Origin of the sequence: Pseudomonas abyssi, from assembly GCF_002307495.1 — a bacterium.
In the GTDB taxonomy this organism is placed as follows: domain Bacteria; phylum Pseudomonadota; class Gammaproteobacteria; order Pseudomonadales; family Pseudomonadaceae; genus Halopseudomonas; species Halopseudomonas abyssi.
In genome coordinates this window covers 1-18,605 of record NZ_NTMR01000014.1, presented here as the reverse complement: position 1 = coordinate 18,605, position 18,605 = coordinate 1, and the positions used below count along the sequence as shown (strand labels likewise).

Here is an 18,605-nt window from a genome sequence, read left to right as displayed (position 1 = left end):
CAAGCGAGGACGCCAACTTATGAGAAGACTCAAGCGTGATCCGATGGAACGAGCATTTCAACGCGGTTACCAGCATGGAGTGAGTGGCAAATCTCAGGACACCTGCCCTTTTAACAACCCCTCTACCCGCCAGAATTGGATCAACGGCTGGCGTGAAGGCCGCGCGGACCGTTGGGATGGATATACCGGCATCTCGGGAGTACATCGCCTGAACGAGATGCACGCCGTCGGCTAAGGCCGCCACCACCGAGTTTATTTTTCCCCAAGGCGCTCGCCCACAGCGCCGGGCCCAACTGGGCCCATCCAGCCCCCGCTCTGCGGGGGCTTCCATTTTCAGCGTCCGGGCATCACCGCAATCGCATCAGCGCACTCGCGCACCAGCTCCGGCCCACGGTAGATAAAGCCGCTGTAAAGCTGCACCAGACTCGCCCCTGCGGCGATCTTGTCTGCCGCATCGGCGCCACTGAAGATGCCGCCCACGCCGATGATCGGCATGCGGCCTTTCAGCTCATCCGCCAGCAGCCGGATGACCTCGGTAGACATATCCGTCAGCGGCGCACCCGACAACCCGCCTGCCTCTTCGGCGTAGGGCGAGTCTGCTACCGCGCTGCGATCAAGGGTGGTATTGGTGGCAATCACTGCATCCATGCCTTCTTCCAGCAAGGTTGCACCGACCAGCGCCACTTCTTCAGCCGTCATGTCCGGGGCAATCTTGATGGCGATGGGCACATAGCGCCCGCGATCCGTCGCCAACTGCTGCTGACACTGCTTGATCTGCCCGAGCAGAACCTTGAGCGCCTCGCCGTATTGCAGCGTGCGCAGGCCGGGCGTGTTGGGCGACGACAGGTTGACCGTGACGTAACTGGCGCGGTCGTAAACCTTGCGCAGGCAGTACAGGTAATCATCCACGGCGTTCTCGACCGGGGTTACCGCGTTCTTGCCGATATTGATGCCCAGCACGCCCTGGTAACGCGTCCCGTCCAGGCGTTCAAGCAGGGCATCCACGCCCTGGTTGTTGAAACCGAAACGGTTGATGATCGCCAGCTGCTCGGTCAGACGAAACAAGCGCGGCTTGGGGTTGCCCGGCTGCGGACGCGGGGTCACGGTGCCCACTTCAATGGAGCCAAAACCCATGGCGGCCAGGCCATCCACGGCAACCGCATTCTTGTCCAGACCGGCCGCCAGCCCCACCGGGTTGTCAAAGGTCAGCCCCATCACCTGAACCGGCTGCGACGGCACCGGGCGCACCAGCTTGTCGGCAAGGCGCAGGCGGCCAGCGGCACCAATCATGTCCAGTGCGAGGTCATGGGAGGTTTCTGCGGGCAGGCGAAACATCAGCGAGCGAAGCAAATCGTACATGGCGGCATCCGGAGCAGAAAAATCAGGCTGCAGAGTATACCTGATCAGTCCGCCAGACGTTCGAGCTTGATCAGCTTGCCGTCGTCGGTGAACTGCAGCACAAAGCTGCCGTATACGCCCTGATGGGTAAGAAAGGGTCGCAGGTGATGGGCCGGCAGGCTGACTCGCCGGCCATCACGACTGAGCATGCTGACCCGCTCGGCGCGGCCCTGGTACCAGGCCAGGTAACGCTCTGCGGGCAGCGCCAGGTCGAGAATAAGTTGTTGCATGCTGCCTTCTGTCACAGTAATTATTGAAGCGAGACACCGGACGACTGGCGCCCGGCATCATGTGCTGCGCTGGACAGGAAGCAACGCGTACTCAGTCGCCGCTGCCCTCGCCACCATGGTGACGCGCGTGCTGCGCCAGATCCAGCAACTCACGCATGGCCACAGCCACAATGGCGTAGTCACCGGCGCCAACGCTGCGCAGTTCAGCCAGCATCGCCTGCCAGCGCTGTACCAACGCCTGATTGCGGCTGATCCAGTCGGCTACCAGCGTGTCTACCGGCTGCCCGTCATCGCCACCTTGCAGGGCAGCAACGGTCATGCTGCGGACCTGCCAGTCCAGGTCGTCTCGGTAACTTTCGCGGGCCAGCGCCTGCCAGTGATTGTCGACCGGCAGGCTGTTGACCTGCTGGCTGAACCACGGCAAGTGCAGCTGACTGCCAAGAGCAAAGAACACCTGCGCCACGCGCTCGGCATTCTGCCCGGTTGCATCGGCCGCTTCAACGATACCGAGCAGCGTGTAGGCGTGACCGGTACCGGCCACGACCCGGGCGATGGCCTCCGGCACGCCCGCCTCGACATAGCGATTGAAGCGCGCTTCCCAGAGTTCGCGCACCTCACCTTCAAGCAACTGGTCAAAGCGTTTGGCCAGGGTCTCGACGCACGGTGCAAAGTGTTCTACCTCGCGCTCCGGCAGCAGCTGGGATCGACGGTTGCGAATAAACCAGCGGCTGGCACGACGCCCAAGACGCATCAACTCGTCCATCAGTTCCAGCTGCACCTCGGCGGCCACCTGATGATCCAGCGCCTCGATACCAGCAAAGTGGGTCTGCAGATGAAACACGTCCCGCGCCACGACCCAGGCGCGGGCGACATCGCTGATGCTGGCACCGGTCGACTGCACCAGCCGACGCAAGAAGGTAATCCCCATGTGGTTGACCAGGTTGTTGGCCAACTGGGTGGATACGATTTCCCGGTGCAGACGGTGGCTCGCCAGCGCCTTGGCATGCCGTTTGAGCAGCACCTGCGGAAAGGCCGTCTCCAGCTCGCGCGCCAGGTACGGATCCTCGGGCACGTCGGAGGCAACCAGCGCTTCTTTCAGGTCCGCCTTGGAGTAGGAAATCAGCACCGACAGCTCGGCACGGGTCAACCCCTTGCCGTTGGCCTTGCGCTCTGCCAGCTGCTCATCATCCGGAATGAACTCCAGCGCACGATTGAGCTTGCCGCTGCTCTCCATGGCGCTGATAAAGCGCTGGTACTCGCCCATCGTCTGCGCTGCCTGGCGCTGCGCCAGACTGATCGCCTGGGTCTGCTTGTAGTTGTTGGCCAGTACCAGGTCAGCAACTGCATCGGTCATGCTGGCCAGCAAGGTGTTGCGCTGCTTGGCGGTCATGTCCTGGGCGGCGACCACCTCGTTGAGCAGAATCTTGATATTGACCTCATGGTCGGAGCAGTCGACACCGCCGGCATTGTCGATAAAGTCGGTATTGAGCGCCCCGCCGGCCAGGCAAAACTCGATACGGCCCAGCTGGGTCAGGCCCAGATTGCCGCCCTCACCCACCACACGGCAGCGCAGGTCGCGGCCGTTGACGCGCAGCGCATCGTTGGCCTTGTCCCCCACATCCGCGTGGGTCTCCATGCTGCCCTTGACGTAGGTGCCAATGCCGCCGTTCCAGATCAGGTCTACCGGCGCCTTGAGCAACTGATGAATCAGCTCGGTGGGCGTCAGGCGTTCGGCCTCGATGCCAAAGCATTCGCGCATCTGCGGGGAGAGCGTAATCTGCTTGAGGCTGCGGGCGAATACCCCGCCGCCTTCGGAGATCAGGCTGCTGTCATAGTCCGTCCAGCTGGAGCGCGGCAGCGCAAACAGGCGCTCACGCTCCTGATAGCTGGTTTCCGGGTCCGGATCGGGGTCGATAAAGATATGCTGATGGTTGAACGCCGCCACCAGCTTCAGGCTGCGCGATTGCAGCAGGCCATTGCCGAACACGTCACCGGCCATATCGCCGATACCAATCACGCTGATCGGATCAGTCTGCACATTCAGCCCCAGCTCGCGGAAATGCCGCTGTACTGATACCCAGGCGCCACGCGCGGTAATCCCCATCTTCTTGTGGTCATAGCCGGCAGAGCCACCGGAGGCAAAGGCATCGCCCAGCCAGAAACCGTAACCGGCAGCAATGTCGTTGGCGATATCGGAGAAAGTCGCCGTGCCCTTGTCGGCCGCCACCACCAGATAGGGATCGTCGCCGTCATGGCGCACCACGTTGGCCGGCGGCACCACCTTGCCATCGACCAGATTATCGGTGATATCCAGCAAGCCCTGGATAAACAGCCGGTAGCAGGCAATCGCTTCCTGCTGCACCTCATCACGGCTGCCGCCGAGCGGCAACCGGCGCGGGACAAAACCACCCTTGGCGCCAACCGGCACAATTACCGCGTTCTTCACCTGCTGGGCCTTGACCAGCCCCAGCACTTCGGTGCGGTAATCCTCTTCGCGGTCGGACCAGCGCAGCCCGCCCCGGGCGACCTTACCGCCGCGCAGGTGCACGCCCTCGACACGCGGCGAATACACGAATATTTCGAACATTGGACGCGGCAGCGGCAGCTCCGGAATCTGCGTCGGGTCAAATTTGAGGCTCAGGTACTCGCGCGCCTCACCTTCATCGTCATTTTGATAAAAGTTGGTGCGCAGCGTGGCTTTGATCAGATCCAGGTAGCGCCGCAGGATACGGTCTTCGTTGAGCACCGCGACGTCATCCAGCGCACCCAGAATCGCCTTCTCCAGTTTGCCTTGCATGTCCGCCAGGTCATCGGCGCTGAGCTTGCGTGCCAGATAGAAACGGGTGCGAAACAGCCGCACCAGTTCCCGGGCGATATCCGCGTGCGCGACTAACGTGCTGGCAATGTAGGGCAGCTCAAAGCCCAGGCGAATCTGCTTGAGGTAACGCGCATAGGCGCGCAACAGCGCCACATCGCGCCAGGGTAACCCGGCCAGCAGTACCAGCCGGTTGAACGCGTCATTCTCTGCCTGCCCCGACCAGACCGCAGCAAAGGCATCGCGAAATAGCGCGTTGGTCTCCTGAATATCCAGCGAGGCGCCGGCGCCAAAGGTGAACTCAAAGTCATGAATCCAGAACTGCGTGCCGTCAGCCTGTACCACGCGGAACGGAAACTCGCCCAACACCCGCAGACCGAGGTTTTCCAGCACTGGGATCACGTCCGACAGTGGCAGCGATTCATTCAAGTGGTACAGCTTGCAATGCAGTACGCCCGGCTTCTGCGCCAATGGCTGGTAAAAGCTCATGGCCAGCGGCTCGGCCTCGCTCAGGCCCAGCAACGTCTGCAGATCGACCACCCCTGTAGCCGGGGTGAAGCGATCGCTGTAACCCGGCGGAAAACCATCGCCCAGATGCGCCAGCACATCGGTCGCGCGCGCCTCACCGAGGCTCTCCAGCAGGCGATCACGAAACTCGTCCTGCCAGTTGCGGCAAGCGCGCACCACTTCCTGTTCAATTTTCACGGGGTCGATATCCAGGGTTTTGGTCGGGTCAACGCGCAGGATGAACTGGGTGCGCGCCAGGGTGGATTCGGAAAAGTAGGTCCAGAATTCGCTTTCACTGGCTTCCACGCGGCGCGTCAGCACCTCCTGAATGGTGCGACGGATATCCGTGGAGTAGATATCCCGCGGCACAAAGGCAAGGCAATAGTAGAAGCGCCCATAGTTGCCGCGGCGCAGGAACACCCGAATCTGGTTGCGCTCCTGCATCTGCACGATGGCGATCGCGGTTTGCGCCAGTTCGTCGACCGGCGTCTGGAACAGGTCATCGCGCGGTAGCACCTGCAGCACCTGCTCCAGCTCCTTGGCCAGGTGACTGCGCGGGATAAAGCCGGACACCTCGCGCACATGCGCCACCTTGCGCCGCACATGAGGGATATGATCGACCAGCGCGGAATACACCCGCGAGGTGTACAACCCCATGAAGCGATGTTCCAGCAGCACATTGCCGTCGGCGTCCACCTCACGCACCGAGACATAATCCGGATAAGCCGGTCGGTGTACGCGGCTCAGCTGAGAGGCCTTGGCGAAGGACAGCAGCAGCGGCGCCTGCAGATAGGCCGTGACGGTCTCCGGCAGGCCCTGGAGATTCTCGTCACGCGGATTCAGTGCCAGTGCGCCAAGACTGGCGTCGGTGCGCAGACCAAGGCGCTGCTCGGGCAAGCCTTCGTTGATGGCGAAGCACTCGTAACCCAGGAAGGTGAAATGATCATCCAGCAGCCATTCCAGAAAGGCGACGGCCTCCGCCCGCTCGTCGCGCGGGAAGTATTGCTTGCGACGGCTGTTGAGCTGGCTGATCAGCGCCTGTACCCGCTCACGCATCGCAGCAAAATCCTGCACGGTGGCACGCACGTTATCCAGCGCGGCCAGCAGGCCGCTCTGCAGCGCGCTCAGGTCGGAGGCGTTGGTCGCGCGGTCGATCTCGATGTACATGACCGACTCAGCGCGGGCATCGGCGGCCTGCGCACCCGGCGCCAGCAGCTTCTTGAGATTGCCGCTCTGGTCGCGTTCGACATGCACAATGCTGTTGTACAGGTTGTGAATGGCATAGCCCTGCCGGGTCAGTTCCATACGCACCGAATCGACCAGAAACGGCAAGTCGCGGTGCAGCACCTCGACGATGCTGTGCGTACTTTGCCAGCCATGCTGCTCGGTGTCGGGGTTGAACACGCGCAACTTCACGTCGCCCCCCGGCATCTGCTGCACAAAGCGCCAGGCAGACAGAGTACAGCCCAGCAGGTCTGCATCCTGTCGAACCTCCAGCTCTGCCAGCGTGGCGATACCAAAGAACTGGCTGCAAAACTGCGCCACGGCATTGTGGTCGCAACCTGGAACCAGATCCTGCAAACGGACCTGCAATTGCTCGATAAACGCCTGCTTGGAACTGGCCGTAATCAGCGCCATCTTGCCTCCCTCCTAGGGATTGGGTGTATTGAACCGGCGGCTTGGGCCCTTGCGGGCGCACTGTTTTTTGTCTGTGAGGATAGTCTAGACCAAGGGCTTTTCGTTACAGTGACATCCACTGATTCCAGCCCGTGCCTCAGAACAACGGACACCACATGACCCACCGGGATTCCCTGCTGCAGTTGAAAGCCTTTATGGGCCAACACATTTTTGGTCAGGAACATCTGATCGATCGCATGCTTATCAGCTTGTTGGCCGGCGGTCACGTACTGGTCGAAGGCGCTCCCGGCCTGGCCAAGACCAAGGCGATCAAAGCGCTGTCCGAGGGCATCGAGGCGGACTTCCACCGCATTCAGTTCACCCCCGACCTGCTGCCCGCCGACATCACCGGCACCGAGGTCTACCATCCGGAAACCGCCACGTTCAGTTTCCAGCAGGGTCCCATCTTTCACCATCTGGTGCTGGCCGACGAGATCAACCGGGCACCAGCGAAAGTGCAATCGGCCCTGCTTGAGGCGATGGCCGAGCGGCAAGTCAGTATCGGCCGCGAAACCTATGGTCTGCCGGAGCTGTTCATGGTGATGGCCACCCAGAACCCGATCGAACAGGAAGGCACCTATCCGCTGCCCGAAGCGCAACTCGACCGCTTTCTGATGCATGTCCGTATCGGCTTTCCCGATGCAGCGCTGGAACGCCAAATCCTGCAACTGGCCCGAGGCGAGGCGCGCGGCGAGGAACCGCGTATCGCCGAGCGTATCAGCCAAGAGTGCATTCTCGCAGCCCGGCAGGAAGTGCTTGAACTATTCATGGCAGACGCGGTGGAGGAGTACCTGATCCAGCTGGTGATGGCCACCCGCCGCCCTGACCAGTACAACCCGCAGCTGGCCGAATGGCTGGAGATGGGTGCCAGCCCGCGCGGCACCATCGCCCTGGATCGCTGTGCCCGTGCCCATGCCTGGTTGGCCGGGCGCGACTTTGTCAGCCCCGAAGACGTGCAGGCCATCGCCCACGACGTACTGCGTCACCGCGTGCTGCTGAGCTTTGAAGCCGAAGCGGCAGGCATCGACAGCGATCAGGCGATCAACCTGCTGATCGACTCGGTGCCGGTGGTCTGAACGCCATGAGTGCTGCAACCGACCCGGCCATCCACAGCACGCTGGAGAGTCTGCTTGCCACCCGCAGACACTGTCACGAGCTGCCGCTGTTCAGCCGGCCGGTACGCAACAGTCGGCAGACCGGCCAGCAGAACTCTCGCCTGCGCGGCCGCGGTGTGGACTTTGATCAGGTACGTGCCTATCTGCCCGGTGACGATATCCGCAACATCGACTGGCGCGTTACCGCACGCAGCCAAAAGGTACATACCAAGGTATTTAACGAGGAGCGCGAGCGTCCGGTGTTTCTGATCGGGGAGCAGAGCCCGAGGCTGTTTTTTGGCAGCCAGCGCTGCTTCAAATCGGTGCTGGCCGCCGAAACCTGCGCACTTATCGCCTGGACCGCGCTGGCGCATCACGACCGGGTGGGCGGCATGGTGTTTGGCAGCCGCGAGTGCCACGAAGTGCGTCCCCGGCGCGATCGCCAGGCGCTGCTCAAGCTGTTGCAGTTGCTGGTCGATGCCAACCAGGCACTGACGCCCGAATCACAGGATCCGTCCGAGCCGAGTAACGAGCCGTTGAACATGGCGCTGCGCCACAGCCGCGAGATTATTCGTCCGGGCAGCATTCTCTATATCGTCTGTGATCACGCCGCTATCGAGGGGCTCAATCAGAGCCTGCTGGTGCCGCTGGCCGGACACAATGATCTGATTCTGCTGCCGGTGTTTGATCCGCTGGACGCCGAGTTGCCCCGCTTTGGTCCGCTGGATTTTGTCCAGGGCGAGCGCCACCTGACCCTCGACACGCAACAGGACAACGTGCGCGAGGGATACGCCAACCAGTTCATCGCGCAGCGCCAGGCCTGGCTGCGGCTGGCGCGACGCCTGCGCTGCAGCCTGCTGCCGCTGGACACGCGGCAACCAGCCCACGAGCAGCTGCGCGACACGCTGAGCGGCTCATCGCGTGCGGTCGGCGCATGAGCAGCGCATTGCAAGGCAGCCTGCTGATGCCGGGCGCACCGCCGCCGATCAGCTGGTGGCCACCAGCCCCCGGCTGGCTGTTGCTGGCCGCCCTGCTGGTCACTCTTGTAGTGTTGGTTCCACTACTGCTGCTGCTCAACCGCAAACGGCAGCGCCACCGCCTCAAGGCCCAGCGCATCATCTGGGAGGTAAGCGACAACCTGCCGGACCAGGATTGGCTGGCCGCCCTCAATACCCAGCTGAAACGGCATCTCAAAGCGCGCGGCGAGGTGGCTGCCACCCGCCTGTACGGACAGGCCTGGATCGACTATCTCTGCCGTCATTATCCCCGCCCCCGCAGCGACTTGCTGGCGCCGCTTGGTCAGGCCCTCTACCAGGCGGAACTGGAGCTCAGCCCCCGGCAACGACGCAGCCTGCAGCGCGAGCTGCTGCGCTGGATCAGGTACAACCATGCTTGAGTTCGCCTGGCCCGCCGCCCTCCTGCTTGCACCTCTGCCATGGATAGTGCGCTGGTTGTTGCCACCGGCCGAGCGCCCGGCCCGCGCGCTGCAGATCGCCTTTATGCCACGTCTCAAGCGACTTCAGGCGGAGCAGGAACCGCTGGGGCGAACAACGCGCAATGCCGCGCCGCTAATCCTGATCTGGCTGTTACTGCTGTGTGCCTTGGCGCGCCCTCAGTTACTGGGCGCGCCACTGCCACCGCTGAGCAGCGGCCGCGACATGATGCTGGCCATCGATCTTTCCGCCAGCATGGATACCCGTGACCTGCAGCTCGAAGGCGCCGCCAGCGACCGCCTCAGCGTGGTCAAACACTGGCTCAGCGAGTTCATCGCCCAACGCAGCGGCGACCGCCTCGGACTGATTCTGTTTGGCAGCAAGGCTTACGTGCAGTCACCACTGACCTACGACCTCGATAGCGTCAGCCTGTGGTTGAATGAAGCCTTTATCGGCCTGGCCGGCCGGGACACCGCGATCGGTGACGCCATCGGCCTGGCGATCAAGCGACTCAGCGCCCAGCCGGCCAATAGCCGAGTGCTGCTGCTGGTGACCGACGGCGCCAACACGGCCGGAGGCATGTCGCCGATCCAGGCTGCCAGGGTCGCTGCCAAGGAGCAGATCCGTATATTTACTGTTGGCGTCGGCGCTCAGGCCAGCGGTCAGTCCGACCTGTTGAGCATACTGGAGGGTAATACCGACCCCGCCAGCGACCTGGACGAGGCCAGCCTGCAGGAAATCGCCCAGCTGACCGGCGGCGCCTACTTCCGGGTCAGTGATGAAACCTCGCTGGAGCAGATGCTGGAGCGTATCGAGCAGCTCGAACCCAGCCAGCGGGCAGACCGCAGCAGCCGCGAAGCTCAGCCGCTGTATCCCTGGCCGCTCGCGGCCGCCTTGCTGCTCAGTGCCTTGTGGAGCAGCCGGCCGATGCGCCGGAGGCTGCATGCCTGAATTGCTGCTGCCCTTTACCTTCCTGCGCCCACTGTGGTTACTCGGCATCGCCCCGGCGTTGCTGCTGTGCTGGTATCTGTACCGCCACCGGCGTCAGCACTCAGGCTGGGATGCGCTGCTGCCAGCCAACCTGCGGCGCGTACTGCTGCAGCAGCACAGCGGTCGCCACTACCTTGGCCGCTATCTGTTGCTGGCCAGCGTCTGGACGCTGGCCTTGCTGATCCTCGCCGGGCCAGCGTGGGAGGCAGACAACACCCAGCGACGCGAGGACAGCGGCAGCCTGATCATCGTGCTGCAGGTCTCGCGCAGCATGCTCTCCAATGACCTGCCACCGACTCGCCTGGAGCAGGCCAAGCGTAAGATTCGCGACCTGCTGCGCACCTACCCGGACCGGCGTGTGGCGCTGATTGCCTACGCCGGCAGCGCACACCTGGTTGCGCCGCTGACCCGCGACCACGAGACCCTGAGCAACCTGCTCGACGCGCTGCACCCTGACATCATGCCGGTCCGTGGTCAGCAGCTCGATCAGGCCCTGCAGCTGGCCGCAGACATGCGCGCCTCGCGCGGTGACAGCCGCACACAGGTGCTGCTGCTGACCAGCGGCATTGAAGACGCGGATAACGCCTTGGCATCCTCTGCCCGGCGGGAACTGGGCAATGCGCTGCGGGTGATCGGCATCGGCACGGCCGACGGCGCGCCCATTCCACTGGCCGAGGGCGGCTTCATGCGCGACGAACAGGGTCGCATCATGCTACCGCGCCTGGATGAGTCGGCAATGCTCGCCTTCGCCCGCACCGAGGGCGGCGACTATCGCCGGCTAAGCGCCGACGACAGCGATCTGCAACACTTACTCTCAGCGCCCGACAGCCAGTCCACCAGCGGCCCCGCGGCCGTGCAACGGCAGGATCAGGGACACTGGCTGCTGCTATTGCTGTTGCCGCTGGCAGCCCTGGGCGCGCGCCGCGGGTGGTTGCTGGTGTTGCTGGTGGCGCTATGGCTGCCGCCACCGGCCAGCGCCATGAGCTGGCAGGATTTGTGGCAACGGCCGGACCAGCAGGCCAGCCGGCTGCTGCAAGAAGGCAAAAGCGCTGAAGCCGCCAGCCGCTTTGAAGATCCGCAGTGGCGCGCTTGGGCATTGTTGCAAAGCGGTGATTACCAGGCCGCCGCGGACGCCTGGGGGGCGCTCGCCAGCGCAGAGCCGAGCAACGCCAACTACCACTTCAGTCAGGGCACGGCACTGGCACTCGCCGAAGACTACCGGGCCGCCCTCCAGGCCTTTGAGGCCGCCCTTACCCAGGCGCCGGACCACACCGCCGCCCGTCACAACCGCCAATTGGTTGAAGCCTATCTGGCCAGTCTTGAGGACCAGGCTGACGCCTCTAGCGCCTCGGGCAGCGAGCAGTCAGGCGCCGGCAGCGACGGCGAGCCAGACCAGACCGGCAGCGCCGAGGACGGCCAGCCCGAGTCCAACGCCAACGCAGGCCCGCAAAACCCCAACCCGGAGGCCGTTGACAACAGCAGCGCCGCCAGCAACAGCGCAACAGGGCAAGGCGGCAGCGACACCGGCCAGCCAGGCGAACAGGGCGCAGCCTTGTCGGGTGAGCTGGTCAACAGCCCTGACGACAGCAGCGCCAGTAGCAGTGAAAGCGGCAGCATCGGTGGCGGTAGCAGTCGACATGAGATAGAACAGCAGCAGGCTGTGCAACAATGGTTGCGCGATATTCACGACAACCCGGCAGAACTGCTGCGCCGCAAGTTTCTCTATCAGCACCTGCAACAACCGGACGGACGCCCACGATAATGCGCCAGCTGTTTCTCATCCTCGTGCTGTTATGCGCCAGCGCGCCGCTGCAGGCGGCGCTGCAGGCAAGCGTCAACCGCACTCAGCTGGAGCCGGAACAGACCCTTGAGCTGACGCTGGAAAGCACCCTGGCCAGCCGCGACGACCAACTCGATCTGACACCACTGTACGAACACTTTGATGTGCTCGGCAACCGTCGCCTGAGTCTGGTCAGCCAGATCAACGGCCGCACCGTGCCGGTCACCCGCTGGGTCATCGAGTTGCGGCCGTTACGGAGCGGCTTTGTCGTCATCCCGCCCCTGACCCTGCGCGGCGACCATAGCGAGCCCGTCAGCCTGCGCGTGCTCACTGCCGAACAACTGGCCAACGCCGATCCTGCCAACCAGGCACCCGTGTTTATCGATGCCGAGGTCGACACCCTCACCCCTTATGTTCAGGCTCAGGTGCTGCTGACCCTGCGTATCTTCCATTCGGTCTCGCTGTACGATGACTCTACCCTCAGCGGGCTGGATATCCCCGATGCCCGGGTCGAGGCGCTGAGCGCGCCGAAAACCTACGAACGCACGCTCGATGGCGTGGTACACGGCGTCATCGAAATTCGCTACGCCATCTACCCGCAGCGCAGCGGTCCGTTGGAAATTCCCTCACAACTCTTCAGCGCGACCGCCCTGCAGCCCCGCGAGGCAGGTAGCAGTGGCAGCGGCCACAATGCCCGTTTTGTGCAGCTGCGCTCACCCAGCCTGCAGCTGGAGGTGCGCCCTGTACCGGACAGCTATCCCGCCGACACGCCATGGCTGCCGGCGCGTCAGGTGCGCCTGAGCCAGAACTGGCAGCCCGACCCCAGCCAAGAACTGCAACGCGGCGAGCCGCTGACCCGTACCCTGTCGATCCAGGCCGACGGCCTCACCGCCAGCCAGTTGCCGGAACTCAGCGCCCTAAGTGGCAGCGACGACGATCTGCGTCAGTACAGTGACCAGCCGCAGTTGGAGAATCAGCTGTCCGACGCTGGCATTCTTGGCCTGCGTCAGGAAAGCTCTGCAGTCGTCACCCGTCATGCCGGCCGCTTCGAGATCCCTGCGATCCGAGTCCAGTGGTGGAACACCCAGACAGATCAACTGGAAACCTCCGAACTGGCCGCCGTACAACTGAACGTACGCGGCAACGGCACCGCCCCGCCACCACCGCCGGACTGGAACCTGCCCCCGGGCGCAGATGCTTCCCCCCACTGGCCGTGGCAACTGCTCAGCGCGGTGCTGTTCTGCGCTCTGCTCGCCGCGCTGCATCTGCTGCGCACTGCCCGCCGCGAACTCAATGCGTTGCAGCAACTGGACGAAGACAGCGTCAGCCTGGAAAGCGACCAGCCCGACAATCCGCTGGCCGACCTGCAGACCGCCTGCCGCCACAACCGCCCTGCCGACGCCCGCAAGGCACTGGAACACTGGGCCAGGCGTCAGGACAGCGACCTGATCGCCCTCAGCCACGCCTACCCGGTGCTGGCCGACGCGCTAGACGAACTCAACGCCTGCCTGTTCGGCCAGATCGACAGCACCTGGCGCGGCAAAACCCTCTGGCGCGCAGTCCGCAAAGTCACCCAGACCCGCCAGCGCGAAGCCGAAGCCCTCGGCGAAGGCGGGATTGAGCCGTTGTATCCGGATGTGTGAGCGTTGGTTATCCGCACAACAGCGGCTCTGAACGGCTGCCTGGCATTGCTCCAGCGTCGAAAACATTTCAAACCACGCATTGAACACCGGCTCTAGCAAGGCTCTTTCATACCTCTACGATGGCAAGCCGGAACAGTCAGTTTCTGGCAAGCCGTTTTCACGTATTGTCTCTGGTTGCTCAAGTCGCGGACGCGCTGCCGTCTTGTCCTCTTTTCGCCTTCACGGCGAGCCAAGGGGGGCTGCTTGCCCAGCCCCCCTTGGCAATCCCCCCGGGCACCCGACTACGCGGCCCTTCGGGTTCGCTGCGTTGCTCGGTCTGACGGGGGCCGGCAGAACTCGTCGCTACGCTCCTCAAACAGGCTGCCGTCCTTTTTCCCGCCAGCCCTGCGCTACTCGCCCGCGTAAACGGGACGAACCCCGGGTGCACACTCCACCACCCCATTGACGCGCCAAGCAGCACACGCACCCTGAAACTCCGTACCGCCCCCTAAATATCGCCCACAAAAAAACCGCCCGAAGGCGGTTTTTTTGTGCAGCTCAATTCACTCAGCTACGCAGCTTGTCCGGACGGATCAAGAAGCGAGCCAGCGCCGGCAGCAGCCACAGGGCGCCGAACATGTTCCACAGGAACATAAAGGTCAGCAGGATACCCATGTCAGCCTGGAACTTGATCGCGGAGAAGATCCAGGTGGCAACACCGATGGCCAGGGTAAAGCCGGTGAAGGTCACTGCCTTACCCGTGGTCTTCAGGGTTTCATAGTAGGCTTCCTGCAGCGGCAGGCCCTGACGCAGATAGGTTTCCAGACGGCTGTAGATATAGATGCCGTAGTCCACCCCGATACCCACACCCAAGGCGATTACCGGCAGGGTTGCTACCTTCACACCAATGCCGAGGAAGGCCATCAGTGCGTTGGCCAGCACCGAGGTCAACGCCAGCGGGATGATGATACACAGCACCGCACGGATCGAACGGAAGGTGATCAGACACATCAGGATCACCACCGCGTACACGGTCAGCAGCATTTTGGTCTGCGACGCTTCGATCACGACGTTGGTCGCCGCTTCGATACCGGCGTTACCGGCCGCCAGCAGGAACTGCATGTCGTCGGTGTTGTACTCGGCAGCAAACTCTTCCACTGCGGCGGTTGCGCGCTGCAGGGTTTCGGCCTTGTGGTCATCCAGGAAGATCATGACCGGTGCCAGCGAACAGGCCGAGTTGAACATGCCAGACGGCGCGCGGCTGATGGCGTTGTTCAGATTGTCCTGGTTGCGCGACAGGGTCTGCCACTTCAGGTTGCCCTCGTTGTTACCCATGATCACCTGTTTGGCGACGGTCACCAGCGATACTGCTGATTGCACGCCGTCCAGGTTGTTCATGCGCCACTCCAGCTGATCGATGGCTTCCATGGTCTCGTAGGCGGAGCAGCGCTCTGCCGGCGTCTTGACCATGACCACCAGAATATCGGAGCTGGTGGAGTAGTTTTCGATGATGAACTGGTTGTCGAGGTTGTAACGCGAGTCGGCACGCAGCTCCGGCGCACCCGGATCAAGGTCACCGATGGCGACGTTCTTGCCGTGGTAGATACCGAAGGCAAAGGCACCAATGGCCAGCACAATGGAGATCGGCGCGACGGTCGGGTGGGCAAAGCGCGAGATCGTCAGCCACAGCTTCTGCGGACGGTTGGCCAGGTTACGGTTACGCTCAACAGCGCCGCGGCTGATACCGATGTAGGACATCAGAATCGGCAGCAGCATCAGGTTGGTCAGGATGATCACACCCACACCGACAGAGGCCGCGATACCCAGCTCGCGAATAACCTCGATCTCGATCAGCAGCAGGGTCACAAAACCCACGGCGTCAGAGATCAGCGCCACGATGCCCGGAATGTACAACGCACGGAAGGCTCGGCGGGCAGCGGTTTGCGCGTCGTCGGCCCCGGTGTATTCGATCGCCATACCATTGATGATCTGCACACCGTGAGAGATACCGATGGCGAACACCAGGAACGGCACCAGAATCGAGTACGGGTCCAGACCAAAGCCAAGCGTGCGCAGCAAACCAAGCTGCCATACCACTGCAATCACCGAGCAAACCAGTGTCGTCAGCGAGCTCTTGAAGCAGCGGGTAAAGATCAGCAGCAGCACGAAGGTGATCAGCAGCGCAGCACCGAAGAACATCACCACCTTGATGATGCCGTCGATCAGGTCACCGACCTTCTTGGCAAAACCGACAATGTGGATCTGGATGTTCGGGTTTTCGCCCTGGAACTCGGTACGAATCTTCTCTTCCAGCTGACGCGAGAAATCGCCGTAATCCAGCTGGATCAGCTCACCCTGGTTTTCCGGGTTGGGATAGGCTTCCTGCAGCGGGATGTCGATGATGGTCGACTTGAAGTTGTTCGCCACCAGACGACCGATTTCACCGGACTTGAGTACGTTTTCCCGCAGCTCGTCCAGATCCGCTTCACTCAGGTACGCCGGACGATTGGCCACCGGGCCGCCGTCAAAGCCGTACTCGGTCACCTCGGTCCAGCGCACATTCGGCGTCCACAGCGAACGCAGGTTGGAACGGTCTACACCCGGCAGGAAGAACACCTCATCGTTGATGCGCTTGAGGGTTTCCATGTACTCGGTGGAGAAGATGTCGCCGTCCTTGATCGCCACCGCAATACGAATGGTGTTGCCGAGGTTCGGCAGATCATTCTGGTGCTCGATCATGTTGGCGATGTAGGGGTGCTTGAGAGGAATCATCTTCTCGAAGCTGGTGTCGGGCTTAACCTGCGCGGCCTGATACCCGAAGAACAGGGTCAGCAGCGAAAACAGTAGCAATACGACAATGCGGTTATTGAAGATCAACCGCTCCACAAAGGGAGCGCTCGTCTCCTGATGATGCTTGGACATCCAGACTCTCCTGGCAGCTAATTCTTATTGAATGTTGGGCAGACCCTTGGGGGATGCCTTGACCACACCGTGCTGACCGACCAGCAGCATCTGGCCATCAGGCAGATACTTGGCGGTTGCCAGCGCTACGCGGTCGGGGCGTACAGCCACGTCGAAGCTCTCACCGTGGTTGTTGCTGGTCAGCACTACGCCGCCGGCACCGACCACTGCCAGGCTGTCGCCGGCAGACAGGGTGCCGCCAAGCAGCGTGGCTTCCAGCGGACCGTTATTCGGTGTATGAAGCTCGACCTGCTCCCAGCTGTCGCCAAAGTCGGTAGAGCGGAACATGTTGCCGCGCAGGCCCCAGACCAGCACCTGGCTGGCCTCACCGTTGCCGGCAGCGCCGAACCAGGTGCCATCGTAGGGAGAGTTCTGCAGGGTTTCCCAGGTGTCGCCGTAATCAGGCGAGCGATACAGGGTGCCCATTTCACCAGCCAGGAACAGGCCGGCGCCTTTCACCGGAGTGACCGCGTTGTAGTGGAAGCCATCGGGGTTGTCGATGTCGAAAGACAGGTCTTCCCAGGTCTCGCCGCCATCATCGGTGCGCAGATAGATGCCGTAGGCACCAAAGGCGAACCCGGTGCTGGCATCACGGAACCAGACGTCCATCAGGGGGCGTTCCAGCAGGCCGGGGCCGTTGGGATCTTCAGGCATGTCCAGCTCGGGGTCGCGGTATTGCATCTCCCAGTTCGTGCCGGCATCCGAGGTGTGCAGGATGACGGAGTCATGGCCTACCGCCCAGCCGTTGTTGGCATCGACGAAGAAAACCGAGGTCAGCAGTTGACGGGCCGGAACCTCGGCCTGAGTCCAGCTGGCACCCTGGTCATCTGAATAGACGATATGGCCACGGCTACCCACAGCGACCAGGCGATCACCCGCGGCAGCGACATCGAGCAGCAGCGTGTGACTGGCCAGCTCGGATTTGACAGCCGGTTTGGGTGCCTCGGCAACGGTGTCAGCAGCGAGCGCTACCGGTGCAGCACAGAGTGCGGCACTGAGACTGGCAGCAGACAGCATGCGAATTGAAAAGAACAGTTTGCGTAACTGCGCCCGGTGGCCGGACACGGCCGGCAGAGTCGTTTGAGTGCGCCGACGAGTGGGCTCACGCATACACCAATCCCCCTTATTGTTATCAATCTTCTGCGCTGGTGCGCTGAGTAGATCATGGTAACGAGGCAAGGGGGCCAGCGCCAACGGCTGACGGTTATCTTTTGTTAATCACAATATTGATGCGGAATCACCACTTTTAGCTGCAATATTGTCCCGGTAATCGCACTTTAACCTGCCCAAAAACAACAAGGCCCGCCGATCTGGCGGGCCCTGCAGCGCAGCAATGTGCCTCAGTGAGACAGCTTGCTGCCCTTGGAGCGGCGGACCTTCTCCGGGTTGATCAGGAAGCGCGCCAGTGCCGGCAGCAGCAGCATCGCACCGATCATGTTGACCAGGAACATGAAGGTCAGCATCAACCCCATGTCGGCCTGGAACTTGATAGCCGAGAAAATCCAGGTCGCTACGCCGATCGCCAGACACAGGCCGGTAAAGAGTACCGCCTTACCCGTCGAGCGCAGGGTCTCGTAGTACGCCTCCTGCAGCGGCATACCCTGACGCAGGAAGGTCTCCAGGCGGCTGTAGATGTAGATGCCGTAGTCCACACCAATACCTACACCCAACGCGATCACCGGCAGCGTTGCCACCTTCATGCCAATGCCGAGGAAGGCCATCAGCGCGTTCCCCATCACCGAGGTAAGGACCAGCGGCAGCACGATGCAGATGGTTGCCGGCAGCGAGCGGAAGGTGATCATGCACATCACGCCTACCCAGATATACACCAACACCAGGATGGTCGCCTCCGAGCTGGAAATGATCTCGTTGGTGGCCGCTTCGATACCGGCGTTGCCTGCAGCCAGCTTGAAGGTCATATCGTCGGTGTTGTACTCGGCCGCGAACTCCTTGACCGCATCGGTGGCGCGGGTCAGGGTGTCGGCTTTGTGGTCATCCAGGAAGATCATCACCGGCGCCAGCGAACAGGCCGCGTTGAACATGCCGGATGGCGCGCGGCTGATGGCGTTGTTCAGTACGTCCTGGTTACGCGACAGGC

General features: G+C 62.5%; 13 protein-coding genes. 7 read left to right on the top strand and 6 right to left on the bottom strand.

Translation table 11 applies throughout. From position 1 onward, the window contains the following. Positions 1-19: 19 nt before the first annotated feature. A complete protein-coding gene (rmf, locus tag CNQ84_RS11960; RefSeq protein WP_083724237.1) occupies positions 20-235 on the top strand; it encodes a ribosome modulation factor in 216 nt (71 codons plus the stop codon). Between the two features lie 98 nt (positions 236-333). Here rmf and CNQ84_RS11955 read toward each other — a convergent pair whose 3' ends face one another. The 3 genes from CNQ84_RS11955 to CNQ84_RS11945 form a co-directional block, all read right to left on the bottom strand. Further along, positions 334-1,359, bottom strand: coding sequence for a quinone-dependent dihydroorotate dehydrogenase (locus CNQ84_RS11955; protein WP_096005101.1), 1,026 nt, complete (start codon positions 1,357-1,359; stop codon positions 334-336). Between the two features lie 44 nt (positions 1,360-1,403). After that, entirely contained in the window at positions 1,404-1,628 is a 225-nt protein-coding gene (locus CNQ84_RS11950; RefSeq protein ID WP_096005100.1) for a DUF2835 domain-containing protein, read from the bottom strand. A 91-nt stretch (positions 1,629-1,719) separates the two neighbouring features. After that, a complete protein-coding gene (locus tag CNQ84_RS11945) occupies positions 1,720-6,588 on the bottom strand; it encodes an NAD-glutamate dehydrogenase (RefSeq protein WP_096005099.1) in 4,869 nt (1,622 codons plus the stop codon). Positions 6,589-6,743: 155 nt separating this feature from the next. On the opposite strand from CNQ84_RS11945, the gene CNQ84_RS11940 reads away from it, so the two are divergent. From CNQ84_RS11940 to CNQ84_RS11915, 6 genes are read left to right on the top strand one after another with little or no spacing between them, the layout of a single operon-like run. Then, entirely contained in the window at positions 6,744-7,703 is a 960-nt protein-coding gene (locus tag CNQ84_RS11940) for an AAA family ATPase (RefSeq protein WP_096005098.1), read from the top strand. Between the two features lie 5 nt (positions 7,704-7,708). Further along, a complete protein-coding gene (locus CNQ84_RS11935) occupies positions 7,709-8,659 on the top strand; it encodes a DUF58 domain-containing protein (RefSeq protein ID WP_096005097.1) in 951 nt (316 codons plus the stop codon). Continuing rightward, entirely contained in the window at positions 8,656-9,117 is a 462-nt protein-coding gene (locus tag CNQ84_RS11930) for a DUF4381 domain-containing protein (RefSeq protein ID WP_096005096.1), read from the top strand. The genes CNQ84_RS11935 and CNQ84_RS11930 overlap by 4 nt, the downstream gene beginning before the upstream one ends. After that, positions 9,110-10,105, top strand: a complete 996-nt coding sequence (locus tag CNQ84_RS11925) for a vWA domain-containing protein (RefSeq protein WP_096005095.1) — start codon at positions 9,110-9,112, stop codon at positions 10,103-10,105. The genes CNQ84_RS11930 and CNQ84_RS11925 overlap by 8 nt, the downstream gene beginning before the upstream one ends. Continuing rightward, positions 10,098-11,906 carry a vWA domain-containing protein gene (locus tag CNQ84_RS11920; RefSeq protein ID WP_165771286.1) on the top strand — a complete coding sequence of 603 codons (1,809 nt, stop codon included), beginning with the start codon at positions 10,098-10,100 and terminating at the stop codon, positions 11,904-11,906. Before CNQ84_RS11925 ends, CNQ84_RS11920 begins: the two co-directional genes overlap by 8 nt. Beyond that, the gene (locus CNQ84_RS11915) at positions 11,906-13,567 is read left to right on the top strand and encodes a BatD family protein (protein WP_165771285.1); all 1,662 of its coding nucleotides are present in this window, start codon (positions 11,906-11,908) and stop codon (positions 13,565-13,567) included. The genes CNQ84_RS11920 and CNQ84_RS11915 overlap by 1 nt, the downstream gene beginning before the upstream one ends. A 546-nt stretch (positions 13,568-14,113) precedes the next feature. Here CNQ84_RS11915 and CNQ84_RS11910 read toward each other — a convergent pair. The 3 genes from CNQ84_RS11910 to CNQ84_RS11900 all read right to left on the bottom strand — a co-directional run. After that, positions 14,114-16,468: an efflux RND transporter permease subunit gene (locus CNQ84_RS11910; protein WP_096005092.1), complete on the bottom strand. Its 2,355-nt coding sequence runs from the start codon at positions 16,466-16,468 to the stop codon at positions 14,114-14,116. 24 nt (positions 16,469-16,492) lie between these two features. Then, entirely contained in the window at positions 16,493-17,617 is a 1,125-nt protein-coding gene (locus CNQ84_RS11905; RefSeq protein WP_096005091.1) for a WD40/YVTN/BNR-like repeat-containing protein, read from the bottom strand. Positions 17,618-17,847: 230 nt separating this feature from the next. Further along, on the bottom strand, positions 17,848-18,605 hold a 758-nt coding region (locus tag CNQ84_RS11900; RefSeq protein WP_165771284.1), incomplete at its 5' end, for an MMPL family transporter.